The 16,851-nt window shown below is 67.3% G+C and carries 16 protein-coding genes and 1 pseudogene; 13 read left to right on the forward strand and 4 right to left on the reverse strand.

Annotation, left to right across the window (positions count from 1 at the left end; all coding sequences use genetic code 11):
- The 7 genes and pseudogenes from QBJ92_RS17920 to QBJ92_RS17950 form a co-directional block, all read left to right on the forward strand.
- Positions 1 to 370 (forward strand): annotated as a pseudogene (locus QBJ92_RS17920) (hypothetical protein); the annotation flags it as partial.
- 38 nt (positions 371 to 408) lie between these two features.
- Positions 409 to 1,542 (forward strand): ExeA family protein, encoded by a 1,134-nt coding sequence (locus QBJ92_RS17925; protein WP_277971054.1) that lies wholly within the window; start codon positions 409 to 411, stop codon positions 1,540 to 1,542.
- 5 nt (positions 1,543 to 1,547) lie between these two features.
- Complete coding sequence (locus tag QBJ92_RS17930) at positions 1,548 to 2,399, forward strand: XrtA system polysaccharide deacetylase (protein ID WP_277971055.1); 852 nt, start codon at positions 1,548 to 1,550, stop codon at positions 2,397 to 2,399.
- A gap of 2 nt (positions 2,400 to 2,401) precedes the next feature.
- Positions 2,402 to 3,469, forward strand: a complete 1,068-nt coding sequence (locus tag QBJ92_RS17935; RefSeq protein ID WP_431358433.1) for a FemAB family XrtA/PEP-CTERM system-associated protein — start codon at positions 2,402 to 2,404, stop codon at positions 3,467 to 3,469.
- Positions 3,469 to 4,674 carry a TIGR03087 family PEP-CTERM/XrtA system glycosyltransferase gene (locus tag QBJ92_RS17940; RefSeq protein ID WP_277971057.1) on the forward strand — a complete coding sequence of 402 codons (1,206 nt, stop codon included), beginning with the start codon at positions 3,469 to 3,471 and terminating at the stop codon, positions 4,672 to 4,674. The genes QBJ92_RS17935 and QBJ92_RS17940 overlap by 1 nt, the downstream gene beginning before the upstream one ends.
- Position 4,675: 1 nt before the next feature.
- Complete coding sequence (gene xrtA / locus QBJ92_RS17945; RefSeq protein WP_277971058.1) at positions 4,676 to 6,223, forward strand: exosortase A; 1,548 nt, start codon at positions 4,676 to 4,678, stop codon at positions 6,221 to 6,223.
- On the forward strand, positions 6,223 to 8,115 hold the full coding sequence (locus QBJ92_RS17950; RefSeq protein WP_277971059.1) for an XrtA/PEP-CTERM system amidotransferase: 1,893 nt from the start codon (positions 6,223 to 6,225) through the stop codon (positions 8,113 to 8,115). The genes xrtA and QBJ92_RS17950 overlap by 1 nt, the downstream gene beginning before the upstream one ends.
- 3 nt (positions 8,116 to 8,118) lie before the next feature.
- Here QBJ92_RS17950 and QBJ92_RS17955 read toward each other — a convergent pair whose 3' ends face one another.
- The 4 genes from QBJ92_RS17955 to QBJ92_RS17970 form a co-directional block, all read right to left on the reverse strand.
- Complete coding sequence (locus tag QBJ92_RS17955) at positions 8,119 to 8,547, reverse strand: MAPEG family protein (protein WP_277971060.1); 429 nt, start codon at positions 8,545 to 8,547, stop codon at positions 8,119 to 8,121.
- A gap of 68 nt (positions 8,548 to 8,615) precedes the next feature.
- Complete coding sequence (locus QBJ92_RS17960; protein WP_277971061.1) at positions 8,616 to 9,626, reverse strand: alpha/beta hydrolase; 1,011 nt, start codon at positions 9,624 to 9,626, stop codon at positions 8,616 to 8,618.
- Positions 9,627 to 9,644: 18 nt separating this feature from the next.
- Positions 9,645 to 10,694, reverse strand: a complete 1,050-nt coding sequence (locus QBJ92_RS17965) for a 1,9-bis(guanidino)-5-aza-nonane synthase (RefSeq protein ID WP_131528249.1) — start codon at positions 10,692 to 10,694, stop codon at positions 9,645 to 9,647.
- Between the two features lie 112 nt (positions 10,695 to 10,806).
- Complete coding sequence (locus QBJ92_RS17970; RefSeq protein WP_277971062.1) at positions 10,807 to 12,027, reverse strand: type III PLP-dependent enzyme; 1,221 nt, start codon at positions 12,025 to 12,027, stop codon at positions 10,807 to 10,809.
- Positions 12,028 to 12,163: 136 nt separating this feature from the next.
- Here QBJ92_RS17970 and QBJ92_RS17975 point away from each other — a divergent pair, with 136 nt between their 5' ends.
- The 6 genes from QBJ92_RS17975 to pcaF all read left to right on the forward strand — a co-directional run bounded on the left by QBJ92_RS17975 (position 12,164) and on the right by pcaF (position 16,749).
- A complete protein-coding gene (locus tag QBJ92_RS17975; protein ID WP_277971063.1) occupies positions 12,164 to 13,135 on the forward strand; it encodes a threonine ammonia-lyase in 972 nt (323 codons plus the stop codon).
- The gene (locus QBJ92_RS17980) at positions 13,132 to 13,299 is read left to right on the forward strand and encodes a hypothetical protein (RefSeq protein WP_277971064.1); all 168 of its coding nucleotides are present in this window, start codon (positions 13,132 to 13,134) and stop codon (positions 13,297 to 13,299) included. Before QBJ92_RS17975 ends, QBJ92_RS17980 begins: the two co-directional genes overlap by 4 nt.
- A 47-nt stretch (positions 13,300 to 13,346) precedes the next feature.
- Positions 13,347 to 14,114 carry an IclR family transcriptional regulator domain-containing protein gene (locus QBJ92_RS17985; protein WP_277971065.1) on the forward strand — a complete coding sequence of 256 codons (768 nt, stop codon included), beginning with the start codon at positions 13,347 to 13,349 and terminating at the stop codon, positions 14,112 to 14,114.
- Positions 14,115 to 14,192: 78 nt separating this feature from the next.
- Entirely contained in the window at positions 14,193 to 14,903 is a 711-nt protein-coding gene (locus QBJ92_RS17990) for a CoA transferase subunit A (RefSeq protein WP_277971066.1), read from the forward strand.
- Positions 14,903 to 15,550: a 3-oxoacid CoA-transferase subunit B gene (locus tag QBJ92_RS17995; RefSeq protein WP_277971067.1), complete on the forward strand. Its 648-nt coding sequence runs from the start codon at positions 14,903 to 14,905 to the stop codon at positions 15,548 to 15,550. The genes QBJ92_RS17990 and QBJ92_RS17995 overlap by 1 nt, the downstream gene beginning before the upstream one ends.
- Complete coding sequence (gene pcaF / locus QBJ92_RS18000) at positions 15,547 to 16,749, forward strand: 3-oxoadipyl-CoA thiolase (RefSeq protein WP_277971068.1); 1,203 nt, start codon at positions 15,547 to 15,549, stop codon at positions 16,747 to 16,749. The genes QBJ92_RS17995 and pcaF overlap by 4 nt, the downstream gene beginning before the upstream one ends.
- The last annotated feature ends 102 nt before the right edge of the window (positions 16,750 to 16,851 follow it).

Consider the following 16,851-nt stretch of genomic DNA (forward strand, 5'->3'; position numbering starts at 1 on the left):
CGTGTCGGCGCACCGCGGCGCGTTCAACGTCGGCGTCGGCGCGGGTTATGCCAGCCGGCGGTTCTCCACCCCGGTCGGATCGGGCTTCACCGTCGACGGGGTCACCGACCAGAGCGTCTACGCGCAGGCCTTCTTCGCCGTCCCGATCGACCGCGTCTCGGGTATCAACGGCAACGTCTTCGTCAACGCCTATGACAGCGGGATCGCGGCGGCACCGTCGATCTTCAGCACGGGGGCGACCGGGCTCTACTACCACAGTTTCGGCCGGATCGCCGCCCAGGCGTCGGCGGGGGTCTATGCGTTCAACCAGAAGGGCATCGACGATCAGCTCTCGGCACAGGCGCAGCTCGGGATGCGGTATCACTTCTGAAACGATCGACCGTGTAAAGGTTCGGCAAGGATGATGTTATGTACGATGATCATTACGGACTGACCGGGCGCCCGTTCCAGCTGACCCCCGATCCGCGCTTCTGGTTCGAGACCGCGACGCACCGCAAGGCGATGGCGTATCTCGGCTTCGGCCTGGCGCAAGGGGAGGGCTTCATCGTCATCACCGGGGACGTCGGCGCGGGCAAGACGACGCTGGTCGGCCATCTGATCGCGACGACGGATCCGACCCGGTTGCACGTCGTCAAGATCGTCTCGACCCAGATCGAGGCGGAGGACCTGTTGCGGATGGTCGCCGCCGGGCTCGATATCGAGGGCAAGGGGCTGACCAAGGCGCAACTGCTCGCCGCGATCGAGCAGGGGCTGCACGGGATCGCCAGATCGGGGCGGCGGACCCTGCTGATCGTCGACGAGGCGCAGGCGTTGCCGGTCGCGAGCCTCGAAGAGCTTCGGATGCTGTCGAATTTCCAGGCCGGTGCGCAGGCCCTGCTGCAGATCGTTCTGCTCGGGCAGCCCGAATTCCGCGACCGCCTCTACGGGTCGGATCGGCTCGAACAGCTCCGCCAGCGCGTGATCGCGGTCCATCACCTCGAACCGATGGGGCGGGACGAAGTCGCGCCCTATATTCAGCACCGGCTGTCGGTGGTGGGCGGAGTCGACCGCCCGCGGTTCACGCGCGACGCGTTCGATACGCTGTATGACGTGTCCGAGGGCGTTCCGCGGCGGTTGAACCAGTTGGCGGGTCGGGTGCTGCTGTTTGGCGCGCTCGAGCAATTGACGACGATCGATGCCGACGCGGTCCGCGTCGTGGTGGCCGATATCGCCGGGGATTTGCCGGGCACGAAGCTCGTTGCGCCGCTGGCCAAAGCGTCGAACGGCGGAACCGAGCCGACCCCGCTCTTCCGCGTTACGCCACCTTCGAACGATCACGACCCCATTCGCATGGTCGGCACGAGCGACAAAACCCTCGATCCCAGGCAGGATCCGGATCAGACCCGCGAGGCGTCTTCGCGCGCACTGGAGGGGCGGATCGTTAGGCTGGAAGCCCGGATCGAGGAACAGGACGTGGCGTTGCGCCGGGTGCTGACGCTGTTGGTCGATTGGGCCGAAGCGCCGCCCGGTCCGGGTGGCTTCGTCTATGGCAGCGGGAACTGAAGGCGATGCGGCACGCAATGTCGGTCGACGTCGAGGACTGGTTCCAGGTCGGCGCGTTCGAGAAGGTCATCGACAAGGCCGACTGGGCGAGCCTGACCCCGCGCGTCGAGCGCAATACCGATGCTGTCCTGGCGCTGTTCGCCGATAGCGGGGTGAAGGCGACGTTCTTCACGCTCGGCTGGGTCGCGGCGCGCTATCCTGCGGTGATCCGCCGGATCGTCGAGCAGGGGCATGAGCTGGCGAGCCACGGCTGGGACCATGCCCGGGTCTTCACGATGACGCCCGATGAGTTCCGGAGTGACGTGGCCCGCGCGGGCTGCGCGCTGGAAGACGCGGGCGGGGTGGCGGTGACCGGCTATCGCGCGCCGAGCTTCTCGATCGATGCACGCACCCCCTGGGCGCATGATGTGCTCGCGGAGGCGGGCTACGCCTATTCATCGAGCATCGCGCCGCTGCGGCATGATCATTACGGCTGGCCCGAGGCGCCACGCTACGCCTTCCGCCCCCGCGCGGATGCCGCGCTGATCGAAGTGCCCGTGACCGTGGCGGAATTGGGCCGTCGGCGGATGGCGACGGGCGGGGGGTTCTTCCGGCTGTTTCCCGCAGCGGTCACCGATTACGCGGTGCGTCAGGTCGATCGTGCGGGGCAACCGGCGGTATTCTACTTCCATCCTTGGGAAATCGATCCCGGCCAGCCCCGCGTGAACCACGCGCCGATGCGGTCGCGGTTGCGCCATTACAGTCGGTTGGGCGCAATGTCGGGCAAGCTTCGCGGGCTGATCGCGCGGCATGACTGGGGCCGGATGGATGCGATCGTCGCAAGGCTCGGTTCCGTTCCGGTCGGGATGGGCGCGTGACGATGGCTTTGCTCACGACACCGGTCGCGGTGCGGCTGGTGGATTTGCGCGACGTTCGAGAGCGGCTGCGGGTGGACGCGTTCGTCCGGGCGCATCCGGCGGGGACGCCGTTCCACTTGCCCAAATGGAGTCTCGGCGTCGCGGAAGGGTGCCGGCAGACATGCCATCTGCTGGTCGCGGAACGGGCAGGCGGCGGCCTCGCCGGGATCCTGCCGATGACAGAGATACACTCAAGACTCTTCGGTAAGGCGCTGGTCTCCAACGGGTTTGCGGTCGGTGGTGGAATCCTGGCGGAAGATCTGGCCGCAATCGCGCCGTTGGCCGAGGCGGCCGTCACGCTGGCCGCGCAACGCGGCTGCGCGACGCTCGAGCTGCGCGGTGGGCCGGTGCCGGAGGGGGCTTGGGCGGAGGATGCGGAGACCTACCTCGGGTTCGTGCGCGCGATCCCGCAGGGCGAGGCCGCGATCCTCGCCGCGATCCCGCGCAAACAGCGCGCCGAGGTGCGCAAGGCGCTCGACGGAGCGCTGACCGTGTCGGTCGGCACCAGCGCCGAAGATCGCCGCGCGCACTACGCCGTTTACGCCGAATCGGTGCGCAATCTGGGCACTCCGGTGTTCCCGCGACCCCTGTTCGACGCCGTTCTCGACCGGTTTGGCGCCGATTGCGACATCCTGACGGTGCGATCGGACGGCAAACCCGTCGCGAGCGTGCTGAGCCTGTATTTCAACGGCACCGTCTACCCCTATTGGGGCGGCGGCACGCAGGCGGCACGGGCGCTGCGCGCGAACGACCGAATGTATTTCGCGCTGATGGCGCATGCGAGCGAGCGCGGCTGTACGCGGTTCGATTTCGGGCGATCCAAGGCCGGGACCGGACCCGCCGCGTACAAGAAGACGTGGGGGTTCGACCCAACCCCGCTCGTCTACGCGAAGCATGTCGCGCCGGGCGCGGTGGCCCGCGAGGTCAGCCCGCTCGACCCGCGCTACGCCCGCAAGATCGACCTGTGGAAGAAGCTGCCGCTGTGGGTCGCCAACGCGGCCGGGCCGCATATTTCGCGCGGCCTGGGGTAATGGGCGACATTCTGTTCCTCGGGCACCGCGTGCCCTATCCGCCCAATCGCGGGGACAAGATCCGCGGCTATCACGTTCTCCGCTATCTGTCCGAGCGCGCGCGCGTGCATCTGGTCGCGTTCGCCGATGATCCGCGCGATCTTGGCGGCGCGGACGGGCTGGCGGCGATCACTGCCGATCCGACGATCGTCTGGCGGTCCGGATCGCGGGTGCGGTCCGCGGCAGAGGCGATCGTCCGTGGCGAACCGATGTCGCTGACCGCGTTCCGGAACGATGCGGTCCGGCGGGCGGTCGAAAAGGTGCTGGCCGAGCATCCGATCGACACGATCTACGTCTTTTCCAGCCAGATGGCGCAGTATCTTCCCAACAATCCGCGGAAGCGCGTCATCATGGATTTCGTCGACATGGATGCGGCGAAGTTCGAGGCGTATGCGGAAGGATCGCGCGGGCCGATGCGATGGGTGCTGCAGCGCGAAGCACGGTTGCTGCTGCGGCACGATCGCGGCATCGCGGAGACCGCGCACGCCAGCCTGTTCGTCAGCGCAGCCGAGGCGGCGATGTTCGCGGATAGGACCGGGCTCACCGATGTCCACGCGGTCGAGAACGGGATCGACACCGTCATGTTCGATCCCGCCGCGTCCTTCACCCCCGCCGATCTGCCCGCGCCCGCGATCGTCTTCACTGGGCAGATGGACTATCGCCCCAATATCGAAGCGGTCTGCTGGTTTGCCGAGACGATCCTGCCGCTGATCCGCCGACGCCATCCCGATGCACGCTTCGCGATCGTCGGGCGGGCGCCGACTGATGCGGTCCGCGCGCTGGCGACGCGTGCCGGTGTGATCGTGACGGGCGAGGTGCCCGATGTTCGCGGGTGGCTCGCGGCGGCTTCGGTGGTCGTGGCGCCGCTCAAGCTGGCGCGGGGCGTGCAGAACAAGGTCCTCGAAGCGATGGCGATGGCGCGACCGGTGGTGACGTCGCACGCCGCCGCCGAAGGGATCGACCACGCCGGCACGATCCGCACCGGCGAGACCGCGGCGCAGATCGCGGCGGCGGTGATCGCGGTGCTCGACGACCCGATCGCCGCGGCACGCATGGGCAGGGACGCGCGCGCGCAAGTGCAGCAGCGCTATAGCTGGGCGGCGCGGCTGGCGCCGCTCGACGCGCTGTGCGGCTTCGCGCCGACCGCACGCGCCGTCGTCGGCTGACATGGCGAGCCTCGCGGGGGAACGATCTTATGCCATCGATCCGGGCCACACCGTCCGATCTGCGGCGACGGCGTGGCGCGATCCTCTCGCGTTGCTGGCGGCAACCGTCGCCGGACTGCTGGTGCTGTTCCGGCAAGATCTCGCGGTCCTCGCGCGGATCTGGTGGACCAGCACGACCTTCGGGCATTGCCTGTTCATCGCGCCGGTCGTCGGCTGGCTGGTGTGGCAGCGTCGCGACGGGCTGGCGCGGCTGACGCCGGTTTCGTGGCTGCCGGGCTTGCTGCTGGTCGCCGTGGGGAGCTTCGCCTGGCTGACGGGGGACGCGGCGGGCGTGGCGCTGGCGCGGCATCTCGGGCTGGTGCTGATGGTGCAGGGGACCGTGGTGACGATCCTCGGTCCCAACGTGTCGCGCGCGCTGCTGTTTCCGATTCTCTACGCCGGGTTCCTCGTCCCGTTCGGCGAGGGGCTGGAAGCGCCGCTGCAACGCGTGACCGTCTGGATGACGATGCCGCTGCTGCACCTGTTCGGCGTGCCCGCGACGGTCGACGGCGTGTTGATCACCATACCCAACGGCTATTTCGAAGTCGCCGAAGCGTGTTCCGGCGCGAAGTTCGTCCTCGCAATGATCGCTTATGGCGCGCTTGTCGCCAATGTCTGCTTCGTTTCGTGGCGGCGGCGGCTAATGTTCATGGCGGTGGCGCTGGTCGTGCCGGTTCTGGCGAACGGGGTCCGCGCGTTCGGGACGATCTATGCGGCGTACAAGACGTCGGTCGCGCAGGCGACCGGGCTCGACCATATCGTCTATGGCTGGCTGTTCTTCGGCTTCGTGATGGCAGCCGTGCTCGCAGTCGGATGGCGGTGGTTCGACCGATCGCCGGACTCGCCGATGTTCGACCCCGACCGGTTGCAGGCGACCCCACGCTGGCGGGTCGATCCCGTTGTCGCCGGGATGCTCGTGCTGACGGTCGCGGCGGGCGGTCTCGCCTGGTCGGGCGCGATCGCGCATCGATCGCAAGCGGTGCCCGATCGGATCGCGGCGCCGGTGATCCCGGGGTGGCACCGCGTTGCACCCTCGGCAGCGTGGGAGCCCTATTATCCCGGGGCGGATCGGACGCTGTTCGTCCGCTATGCCGATGCGAACGGCGCGGTGGTGGACCTTGCGGTTGCGGTTTTCGGCAGCCAGCGCGAAGGGAAGGAACTCGTCGGCTTCGGGATCGGGGTGCTGCGCGAGGAGGACCGCTGGGTCCGGATCGGCGATCTGCCCGATCTGGCGGGGGGATCGTCCCTTCGGATGGTCGGGCCGGGGCGGATCGAACGCGAAGTGGTGACATGGTACCGGGTTGGTGACACGGTGACGCATGCGGGAAGTGTGGTGAAGTTGGAAACGCTTAGGGTTCGTCTGTTGGGAGGACCGCAACGCGCGGTCGCGGTGCACGTGTCGGCGGAACGCCGGCCGGGACACGCCACACGGACCGACCTCGCGCGTTTCGTCGCCTCGCTCGGGCCGATCGATCGCCTGGCGGATCGCAGCGCGGGCGTGCTGCGCTGATGTGCGGGATTGCGGGGCTCTATTACACGGCGATGCCCAAGCCGGTGGACCCGGCGCGGGTGCGCGCGATGGCGGACGCGCAGGCGCATCGCGGGCCGGATGGCGCGGGGGTGTGGACCGCGCCCGGCGTGGGGCTGGGGCATCGGCGGTTGTCGATCATCGACCTCGAAGGATCGCCGCAGCCGATGACGAGCGCCGATGAGGCGCTGACGATCACGTATAATGGCGAGATCTACAATTTCGCGGCGGTGCGTGCCGAACTCGAAGCGCTCGGCGCGACGTTCCGCACCGAGGGCGATACCGAAGTCCTGTTGCACGCGTGGGACCACTGGGGCCCGGCGATGCTGCCACGGCTCAACGGGATGTTCGCCTTCGCGATCCACGATGCGCGGCGGCAATGCCTGTTCCTGGCGCGCGACCGGTTGGGCGTGAAGCCGCTGCATTATGTGACGCTGGCTGACGGCGCGTTGGCATTCTCGTCAGAACTCAAGGGGTTGCTGGCGCATCCTTTGCTCCGGCGTGAACCCGATATTCGCGCGGTCGAGGATTATCTCGCCTACGGATACGTGCCCGACGACGCGTGCCTGGTGGCGGGCGTGTGCAAGCTGCCCGCGGGACATGCCCTGCTGATCGAGCGCGGGCGCCCGGTGCCGCTGCCGCAACGCTGGTGGAGCGTCGACTTCTCGAACCGCGCCACCGGAAGCGCGCGCGATCTGGCCGCCGAGCTGCAAGGGTTGCTGCGCGAGGCGGTCACGTCGCGGATGGTTTCGGACGTGCCGCTCGGCGCGTTCCTGTCGGGCGGGGTCGATAGTTCGGCGGTGGTCGCGTTGATGTCGGAAGCGTCGCGCGGTGCGGTGCGGACCTGCACGATCGGGTTCGACGAGGCGGGCCTCGACGAACGCCGCTATGCGTCGGACGTGTCAAAGCGCTTTGCGACCGCGCACCGCGAGCGGGTCGTCGCGCCCGACGATTTCGCGTTGATCGATACGCTGGTCGCGGCGTTCGACGAACCCTTCGCCGATGCGTCCGCCCTCGCCACCTACCGCGTGTGCGAGCTGGCGCGCGAGGATGTGACGGTCGCGCTGTCGGGCGACGGCGCGGACGAGGCGTTCGCCGGATATCGCCGCTACAAGTTCCAGGCGGCGGAGGAGCGCGTGCGCGGGCTGTTGCCGCCGGACATGCGGCGCAGCGTGTTCGGGACGCTCGGTCACTATTATCCCAAGGCCGATTGGGCGCCACGTCCGCTCCGGGCAAAGACGACGCTGCTCGCGCTCGCCGAGGATGGCGCGGAGGCGTATGCGCGCTCGGTCGGCGTGACGACGCCTGCGCTGCGGGCTGCGCTGTTCACCGACGCCGCGCGGCGGGCGCTGTCGGGGCATCGCGCAGAGGACCGCTACGTCACCACGATGCGCGATGCGCCTGCGCGCGATCCGCTCGACCGCGCGCAATATGCCGATCTGCAGCACTGGTTGCCGGGGGACATCCTGACCAAGGCGGACCGGACGAGCATGGCGGTCGGTCTCGAAGCGCGCGAACCGCTGCTCGATTACCGGCTGGTCGAGTTTGCGGCGAAGCTTCCGGTCGGGATGCGGCTGCGCGGCGGGCAGGGGAAGTGGCTGATGAAGAAGGCGCTGGAGCGCTATTTGCCGAACGACATCCTCTACCGGCAGAAGATGGGGTTCGTTACCCCGATCAGTGCGTGGTTCCGCGGGCCGCTGGCGGATGAGGCCGCGGCGCTGGCGCGATCGCGCGTCCTCGGCGGGACGGGCTGGTTCGACCTCGCGACGATCGCGCGGATCGCGGCGGACCACCGCGCGGGCGTTGCGGAGCATGGGCGGACCTTGTGGCAGCTCGTCATGCTGGAACGGTCGATGGTGCGGCTGTTCGGCTGAGCTCTAGGCGAACACCGCCATCGCCGCATGCAGGGTCAACGCGACCAGTGCGAGCGATGATCCGAGAAACAGCGCGAACCGCACCGACACCTTGTTGACGGTCGCCTGCCAGACGCTGTGCGCGATCCGCAGCAGGACATAGGCCCAGGCGATCCAGGCGTTGACGCCGTTGCCGGTGCCGGTCAGCGCAATCACGCCGCAGACCGCATAGAAGAGCGTAGGTTGTTCCATCAAGTGGTTGTAGTTGTGCGCCTTCCACTGAACCTTCGGGGGAAGTCGTCCGTCCGCATCGGCGGGCTTGGTGCCGACCAGCGTGTTCAGGTCGACCCCGGATGCCTTCATCGCGGGCAACCGGGTGAGCATCATCCACAGCAGCATGACGAGCGTCCAGGCAATCAGCACGACCACCGGTTTCAGAATTTCGCTATGCATCCGCCATGCCCCCTCCGATTGTGCAGCCATGCTGCCGGATCGGCGGGGCGGGGGCAACCCGTGGGACTTTACCGGCGCCCCATCACTTCGCCGATCCAGCGGTCATATTGGTCGGGCCAGAGCGACCCGCTTTCGGTGGCCGGCAGCCGCGCGGCGAACCCGTGCCCGCCGCGAAGCAGGAAATGCGCCTCCACCGGGATCCGCGCCGCGCGCGCGCCCGCGAACAGGTCCATCGCGTTGGTGAAGGGGACGGTCGGATCGTCCTGCGCGTGGACGATGAACAAAGGCGGTGTCTCGCGCGTGATGTTGCGGTCGCACGCATAGCGCCGTTCCATCGCCGGATCGGGGTTGGGGCCGAGCAGATTGGTGCGCGATCCGCCGTGGCTTCGGCCGAGGTCCATGTTCGACACCGCGTACATCAATCCGCCGAAATCGGGCCGCGCGGACACCGCGTCGGCGGCGTCGACGCGGTGATAGACCGGCGCCTCATATTGCGTGAGCAGCGACGCGGCGAGATGCCCGCCCGCCGAGAAACCGAGCACGCCGATCCGGCGCGGGTCGATCCCGTAGCGTTCCGCGTTGTGGCGGATCAGCCGCAGGGCACGCTGCGCGTCCATCAACGGTGTGTTGGCGCGATCGACCCAGCCTTCGCCCGGAAGTCGGTAATTGAGCACGAAGCCGGTAATCCCGCGCGCGGCCAGAACCAGCGCGATATCCAGGCCTTCCTTGCGGATCGAAGTGAAGCTGTACCCGCCGCCGGGCATGATCAGCACCGCGCGCCCATCGGGCCGGCGCGGGCGCACCACGCCGACGTCCGGGCGGACGACGCCGCGCAGCCACAGATCGTGATATTCGCCGGTCCGCCCGGTGATTTCGGATCGTGGGAGCGGTTCGGGTGTGCGGGCGCCGGGGGCTGCGCCTGCCCATAACGGGAAATTCTCGCGCGGGGGCCAGGTCGGCGTTGCGGAGAGCGAGATCGCCCCCGGCTGAAACGGAAGCGCGGTGCGTTGGGCAGCGGCCGCAGCAGGGGCTGCGGCCGCGCCGATCGAGAGCGCCAGGATGTTGCGACGATTCTGCATTCCGGGCGCTTAGCGGGTTCAGTCGAAGCTTGCACCCCAGCGACGCTTCACGCGGTCCTTCCACAGACCACGGTGATAAGCGTCCGATGCCAGCAGCGGCATCACGCTGCCCGCTTCGGCGAACACCATCTGTTCGATCGCGGTGTTGACCTTGCCCCACGATGCCGCTTCCTGCAGCGTCGAGGACGAGCAGGCGCCGTCGCGCACGTCGGCGACGGTGATCTGCACTGCGTACTTGTGGACCTGGACGTCGTCATGCCCGAGGATCTCGGCGCAAACCACCGTATCCTGGATGAAGTTCTTGGGCACGCCGCCGCCGATCATGAGCAGGCCGGTGACGCCCGCCTTGATCTTGATCTCGGTGAGCTCGCGGAAATCGGCGATCGCGTCGAGCACCATGTACGGCTTGCCCGCCTTCACCGAATCGACCTGATGCTTGACGAGACCGAAGCCAGCCGAGCTGTCGACGAACGCCGGGCAGAAGATCGGCACGTCATGCTCGTACGCGAGCTTGACCAGGCTGTTGTCCTTCTTGCCATGCTCGACGAGATACTTGCCCATCTCGCGGATGAACTCGCGGCTCGAATAAGGCCGCGGCTCGAGCGTCTCGGCGATCTCGAAGATCGTGTGGTCGACGTGCTGGAGCTGTTCCTCGTCGATGTACGTGTCGTAGATCCGGTCGATCAGGAGCGAGCGCAGCGTGTCGTCGTCCGGCACTTCCAGCGCCTGATAATGCTTGTGGCCGAGGCCCTCGAAGAAATCCATGTCGACGATCGACGCGCCGGTCGCGACGATGCCGTCGATCATGTTGTTGCGCAGGAGCTCGGCATAGAGATCCATGCAGCCGCCGGCCGAGGTCGAGCCTGCGATGACGAGGAAGATCGAGCAATCCTTGTCCGCCAGCATCTGGTTGTAGATGTCGGTCGCGCGGCCGAGGTCGCGGCTGGTGAAGCTCATCTTCTTCATCGCGTCGACGATCGGACGCGCGTCGAACTTGGTGATGTCGATATGCTCGACGGTGGTCGAAAGCAGCTCGGCCTTGCGGTTGGTGTTGAGGACTTCGGTCATGGGGTCATACCCTTTTTCAACAGCCGCCGTCGTTTAGGGGACGCGGAAACCCGGAGAGAGGCGGTGCATCGCTGCACCGCCCCCCCGATTCGTATTGGTTATGAAATGCCTGTTACAGCTTGACGACGTTCGACGCGACGTGCGGCATGGCTTCGCTGTACAGCGACACCATCGGTTCGTCCGCAACGATCACCGTCTCGTCCGATCCGAACCCGTTGAACGCGGTCCGCATCGCCGATCCGTACGCGCCGAGCATCCCGATCTCGAGATAGTCGCCAGCCTGCACGTCCGCGGGCAGATAGAACGGCCCCGCCATGTGATCCATGTCGTCGCACGTCGGCCCGTAGAAGCTGAACGCCATGTCCTTCGACCGGCTCTCCGGCTCGCGCAGGAGTTCGACCGGGAACCGCCAGCCGATGTGTGCCGCATCGAACAAAGCGCCGTAAGCACCGTCATTGATGTACAATTCGTCGCCGCGACGCTTTTCCACGCGCACCACGATCGAGCTGTATTCGGCGCAGAGCGCACGGCCCGGTTCGGCCCACAGTTCCGCCGAATAGCTGACCGGCAGCGATTCGAACGCACGGTGGATCGTCTCGAAGAAATGCTCGAGCGGGGGAGGCTCCATCCCCGGGTAGGACGAGGGGAAGCCGCCGCCGACGTCGATCACGTCGACCGTGACCGCCGCGTCGACGATCGCCGCACGGACTCGCTCGAGCGCATTCGAATAGGCTTCGGGCGTCATCGCCTGGCTGCCGACGTGGAAACAGATGCCGAGCGCATCCGCCGCCTGGCGAGCACGGAACAGCAATTCCCGGGTTTCGCCGGGGGCTGCGCCGAACTTCGAGGCGAGGCTCAGCTTCGAATGCTCCGACGAGACACGCAGCCGGACGCAGAGCGTCAGGTCGGTCGCCTGGTCGGTGGCGTCCATGATCTTGTCCAGCTCCTCGATCGAATCGAGCGAGAAGGTGCGGACACCATAGTCGAAATAGGCAGAGCGGATCGCTTCGGGAGCCTTGACCGGGTGCATGAAGCACAGGGTCGCGCCCGGGATCGTCGTCGCGACGAGCCGGACTTCGGCGATCGAGGCCACGTCGTAATGCGTGATCCCCGAGTCCCAAAGGATTTTGAGCAACTCAGGAGCCGGATTTGCCTTGACCGCATACATCGAGCGACCCGGGAACTTCTCGACGAAGAACCGAGCCGCACGCGCTGCCGCGTGAGGACGAACCAGCGTAACCGGCTGAACCGGCCGCTGCTGAGCGATGTCGATACCCGAAACCGAGTTCGAAGGGGTCTTCGCTAACCCCAGCGCGCGATGATGCTTGTGCAACTCAAGGGACCTCCAAGTGGCTTGCGCCGAACGGTGAAAAAAGCTGCCTTGCGGTTGGAAGTCCCATGGGGCAGCGGATGGGCGAGATACGGTCGCGCTTTTGCAATGTAAAGCGGTTTTGGACCCCCGGAGACAGATGGTGACAATTTTAAGACAGCCGACACGGGCCGGGGTGCGGGATGCAGCGGCGAAGGTCGCTGCGGTGGTGCCACCAACACCTTTATTTTCCGTGGAAATATCGGGGGTTACGGTCACCTTCAAAGCGGAAAATCTGCAGCCGATGGGCGCGTTCAAGCTGCGCGGGGCGTGGCATCGGTTGACCGCAATCGAACCCGATTTGCGATCCAGAGGCGTGGTTGCCTTCTCATCGGGGAATCATGCGCAGGGCGTGGCGTGGGCAGCGAAGCGCCTCGGCATGCCCGCGACGATCGTGATGCCGTCGGATGCGCCCAAGGCGAAACGCGACGGCACGCTCGCGCTCGGCGCGGAGGTGGTCGCCTATGACCGCGCGACCGAGAGCCGCGAGGCGATTGCGGCGCGGCTGGCGGAGGCGCGTGGCGCAGTGCTGGTGCCGAGCTTCGATGATCCCTGGGTGATCGAGGGGCAGGGGAGCGCAGGCATCGAAGCGGCAACGCAAATGGCGGCGCTGGGGTTGGGGCGACCGCTGCACGCCGTGATCCCGTGCGGGGGCGGCGGGCTATCGGCAGGGATCGCGCTGGCGCTGCCCGACGCGACGATCACCGTGGTCGAGCCGGAGGGTTGGGACGACATGCGCCGATCGCTCGCCGTGGGTCGGATCGAACCCGTCGGCGCGTCGCCACCCCCGACCGCGTGTGATTCGCTGCAGACGATGCGCGTCTCGCCGCTGACGTTCGACGTGTTGCTCCGGCGCGGTGCCACGGGCGTTGCGGTCAGTGAACGGGAGATCCGCGACGCGCAACGATGGGCGGCGGATACGCTGCGGCTGGTGGTGGAACCGGGCGGAGCGGTCGCGCTCGCCGCGATCCTGGCGGGCGAGGTGCCGCCTAAGCCGGGAATGCTCGTGCTGCTGTCCGGCGGCAACGTCGATCGCGCCGCTTACGCCGCGGTGCTGGCGGGGGCGGCATGAGCGGAATCGAATCGCTCGCACCCGCGATCGCGATGCTGGCGGCGTTCGCCTGTTTGATCGGGGGCGGCGTGATGATCGTTCGGCGGAGCGACGTACGCAAGGGCGTGTTGCTGCTCGTGATGGCCGTGGTCCTCGTCGGGAACGTCGCGATCTGGACAGTGTAACGCCGCGCCAAGTGGCGTTTCTGGCGTGGCGGCGATAGGTTGCGCCGATGACACCCCCGCCAGCCGATCCCCGTCACATGCTCTCGCTCGCACGCGGCCTCGCCGTTTTCGAGGCGCTGGCGGAACTCGGACCGGGTCAGAGCGTGGCGCGGATCGCCGAAGCGACGGGGCTGGCGCGCGCGGTCTGCGGGCGCTGCCTGTTCACGCTCGAGGCGGCGGGCTACGTCGAATGCCAGGACCGGCGCTATGCCTTGCGGCCCAGCGTGTTGCGGCTGGCGGCTGGCTATATGGGCGAGCGGTCGCTGCCGGCGCTGGCGCAGCCGCTGCTCGACCGGTTGCGCGATGCGGTCGGCGAAAGCGCATCGCTCGGCGTGCTTGATCGCAGCGAGGTTCTGTATCTGGCGCGGGCCTCGCGCGACCGGATCATGGCGGTCGGCCTCCACGTCGGCAGCCGCCTGCCGCTCGCGACGAGTTCGATGGGCCGGGTGTTGCTCGCGCAGCTGCCCGACGACGCGCGCGACGCGACGCTCGCCGACCACCCGCCGGTCGCGCATACGCCGCGTACCCTGACCGACCCCGATGCGGTGCGCGAAGAGCTGCGGCGCGTCGCGGCGCGGGGATATGCGCTGGTCGACCAGGAACTCGATCTTGGCCTGCGCTCGATCGCGGTGCCGGTCCGTGCGCGCGATGGGCGGGTCATCGCGGCGATGAACGTCGGCGCGCATGCCTTGCGCGTTTCCGTGAACGAAATGACCGAGACGATCCTCCCCCAGCTCATCGCGACCGCGGGGGAACTGGGCGGACAACTCGGCTGAAAGGACTTGCCGAACATCCGGCATTTGCGTATTTCGATGATCGAACATTTAGTTCGTTAATCGAACAACGGAGAGGGTATGACCCGGAAGATTTTCGATACGCCAGCCGCGGCGCTCGACGGATTGCTCTTTGACGGCATGACGATCATGTCGGGCGGCTTCGGCCTTTCGGGCAACCCGGAAAGCCTGATCCCGGAAATTCGCGCGAGTGGCGTCACCGGGCTGACGGTGATTTCAAACAATGCGGGCGCGGACGGTTTCGGTCTGTGGATGCTGCTGGAAAGCCGGCAGGTGGCCAAGATGGTCTCCAGCTACGTCGGCGAGAACAAGCTGTTCGAACAACAATATCTCTCCGGCGAACTCGAGCTCGAGCTGACCCCGCAGGGCACGCTGGCGGAGCGCATTCGCGCAGGCGGCGCGGGCATCCCGGCGTTCTTCACCAAGACCGGCGTCGGCACCGTCGTTGCCGAGGGGAAACCCACCGAGACGTTCGACGGCGAGGAGTATGTGCGCGAGACCTGGCTCCGCGCCGATGTTTCGATCATCAAGGCGTGGCGCGCCGACCCGGCGGGCAACCTGATGTTCCGCAAGACCGCGCGCAACTTCAACCCCAACATGGCGACCGCCGGCAAGGTAACGGTCGTCGAGGTCGAGGAAATCGTCCCCGCAGGCACGTTCGACCCGGACTGCATCCACACCCCCGGCATCTATGTCGACCGGATTGTCCTCAGCACCATCAACGAGAAGCGGATCGAAAAGCTGACGACCCGCGCAAGGGAGGCCGCATAATGCCCTGGACTCGCGAACAGATGGCCGCACGCGCGGCGACCGAACTCAAGGACGGCTATTACGTCAATCTCGGGATCGGCATCCCGACGCTCGTCGCGAACTATATCCCCGAGGGGATCGACGTGACGCTCCAGTCCGAAAACGGCATGCTCGGCATGGGGCCGTTCCCGTTCGAAGGCGAGGCGGATCCCGACCTCATCAACGCGGGCAAGCAGACGATCACGCAGCTTCCGGAATCGAGCTTCTTCTCGTCCGCCGACAGCTTCGCGATGATCCGCGGCGGCCATATCGACCTGACCGTGCTCGGCGCGATGGAGGTGTCGGCGGACGGCGACATCGCCAATTGGACGATCCCGGGCAAGATGGTCAAAGGCATGGGCGGCGCGATGGATCTGGTCGCCGGGGTCAAGCGCGTCGTGGTGGTGATGGACCATGTCAGCAAGAACGGCACGTCCAAGATCCTGCGCGAGTGCAGCCTGCCGCTGACCGGCAAGGGGTGTGTCGACCTGATCATCACCGATCTTGCGGTGATCGCGTGCGACAAGCCCGGTCTGCGGTTGCTCGAATGCGCCCCCGGGGTCAGCATCGAAGAGATCCGCGAGAAGACGGACGCCCCCCTTACGCTGGCGCAGGAGCTTGCCGCATGACCGACGCCTTCATTTGCGATGCAATTCGCACCCCGATCGGCCGTCTCAACGGCGCGCTCGCAAGCGTACGGGCGGACGATCTCGCGGCGATCCCGATCCGAGCGCTGATGGCGCGCAACGCCGGGGTCGACTGGCAGGCGGTCGACGACCTGCTCCTCGGCTGCGCAAACCAGGCGGGGGAAGACAATCGCAACGTCGCGCGGATGGCAGGCCTGCTGGCGGGGCTCCCCGAACAAGTGTCCGGCGCGACGATCAACCGGCTGTGCGGGTCGGGCCTGGACGCGGTTGGGTCGGCGGCGCGGGCGATCCGCTGCGGCGACGCCGATTTCATGATCGCGGGCGGTGTCGAGAGCATGACGCGCGCGCCTTATGTGATGGGCAAGGCGGGGAGCGCGTTCGATCGATCGCAGAAGATCGAGGACACCACGCTGGGCTGGCGGTTCGTTAACCCGGCGATGCAGGCGGCGTATGGCGTCGACACGATGCCGCAGACCGCCGAGAACGTCGCCGACGACTGGCGCGTGAGCCGCGAGGATCAGGACGCCTTCGCCCTCGCCAGCCAGACCAAGGCCGCCGCCGCACAGGCAAATGGCCGTTTTGCCGCCGAGATCGTTCCCGTCACGATCCCGCAGCGCAAGGGCGACCCGGTCCTCTTCGATCGCGACGAACATCCGCGCGCGACGAGCCTGGAGGCGCTCGCCAAATTGCGCCCGGTCGTGCGCGCCGACGGCACCGTGACCGCGGGCAATGCGTCCGGCCTCAATGACGGCGCCGCGGCGATGCTGGTCGCGTCCGAAGCGGCCGCCCGCCGCCACGGCCTGACGCCGCGCGCGCGCGTGGTCGGGATGGCGGCGCACGGGGTTGCACCGCGCGTGATGGGGATCGGCCCGATCGAGGCGGCCCGGCGCTTGCTGTCGCGCACCGGGATCGGTCTCGACCAGATCGACGTCATCGAACTGAACGAAGCGTTTGCCGCGCAGGCGATCGCGACGCTGCGGGATCTCGGTGTCGATCCGGCCGATCCGCGCGTCAATCCGAACGGCGGGGCGATTGCGCTGGGGCATCCGCTCGGCATGTCGGGCGCGCGGATCACGCTGTCGGCGGTCGAGGAATTGCAGCGGACGCAAGGACGCTACGCACTTGCGTTCATGTGTATCGGTGTCGGTCAGGGGATCGCGCTGCTCGTCGAGCGGGTGTGACCCTGAACATCGCTATCGTCGGAAAGCATAGGAGCCCATAGCCAAAGAGCATTTGCTGTTCGGTCCCGCGATCCTACTTTCCATGATGTTGGCTGATCATGC

The organism is Sphingomonas echinoides, assembly GCF_029623395.1.
GTDB classification, from domain to species: Bacteria; Pseudomonadota; Alphaproteobacteria; order Sphingomonadales; family Sphingomonadaceae; genus Sphingomonas; species Sphingomonas echinoides_A.

Excerpts from the sequence above, each read along its gene's own strand:
- QBJ92_RS17925 (WP_277971054.1), top strand. The coding sequence starts at position 409 with ATGTACGATGATCATTACGGACTGACCGGGCGCCCGTTCCAGCTGACC.
- QBJ92_RS17930 (WP_277971055.1), top strand. The coding sequence starts at position 1,548 with ATGCGGCACGCAATGTCGGTCGACGTCGAGGACTGGTTCCAGGTCGGC.
- QBJ92_RS17935 (WP_431358433.1), top strand. The coding sequence starts at position 2,402 with ATGGCTTTGCTCACGACACCGGTCGCGGTGCGGCTGGTGGATTTGCGC.
- QBJ92_RS17940 (WP_277971057.1), top strand. The coding sequence starts at position 3,469 with ATGGGCGACATTCTGTTCCTCGGGCACCGCGTGCCCTATCCGCCCAAT.
- xrtA (WP_277971058.1), top strand. The coding sequence starts at position 4,676 with ATGGCGAGCCTCGCGGGGGAACGATCTTATGCCATCGATCCGGGCCAC.
- QBJ92_RS17950 (WP_277971059.1), top strand. The coding sequence starts at position 6,223 with ATGTGCGGGATTGCGGGGCTCTATTACACGGCGATGCCCAAGCCGGTG.
- QBJ92_RS17955 (WP_277971060.1), bottom strand. The coding sequence starts at position 8,547 with ATGCATAGCGAAATTCTGAAACCGGTGGTCGTGCTGATTGCCTGGACG.
- QBJ92_RS17960 (WP_277971061.1), bottom strand. The coding sequence starts at position 9,626 with ATGCAGAATCGTCGCAACATCCTGGCGCTCTCGATCGGCGCGGCCGCA.
- QBJ92_RS17965 (WP_131528249.1), bottom strand. The coding sequence starts at position 10,694 with ATGACCGAAGTCCTCAACACCAACCGCAAGGCCGAGCTGCTTTCGACC.
- QBJ92_RS17975 (WP_277971063.1), top strand. The coding sequence starts at position 12,164 with ATGGTGACAATTTTAAGACAGCCGACACGGGCCGGGGTGCGGGATGCA.
- QBJ92_RS17980 (WP_277971064.1), top strand. The coding sequence starts at position 13,132 with ATGAGCGGAATCGAATCGCTCGCACCCGCGATCGCGATGCTGGCGGCG.
- QBJ92_RS17985 (WP_277971065.1), top strand. The coding sequence starts at position 13,347 with ATGACACCCCCGCCAGCCGATCCCCGTCACATGCTCTCGCTCGCACGC.
- QBJ92_RS17990 (WP_277971066.1), top strand. The coding sequence starts at position 14,193 with ATGACCCGGAAGATTTTCGATACGCCAGCCGCGGCGCTCGACGGATTG.
- QBJ92_RS17995 (WP_277971067.1), top strand. The coding sequence starts at position 14,903 with ATGCCCTGGACTCGCGAACAGATGGCCGCACGCGCGGCGACCGAACTC.
- pcaF (WP_277971068.1), top strand. The coding sequence starts at position 15,547 with ATGACCGACGCCTTCATTTGCGATGCAATTCGCACCCCGATCGGCCGT.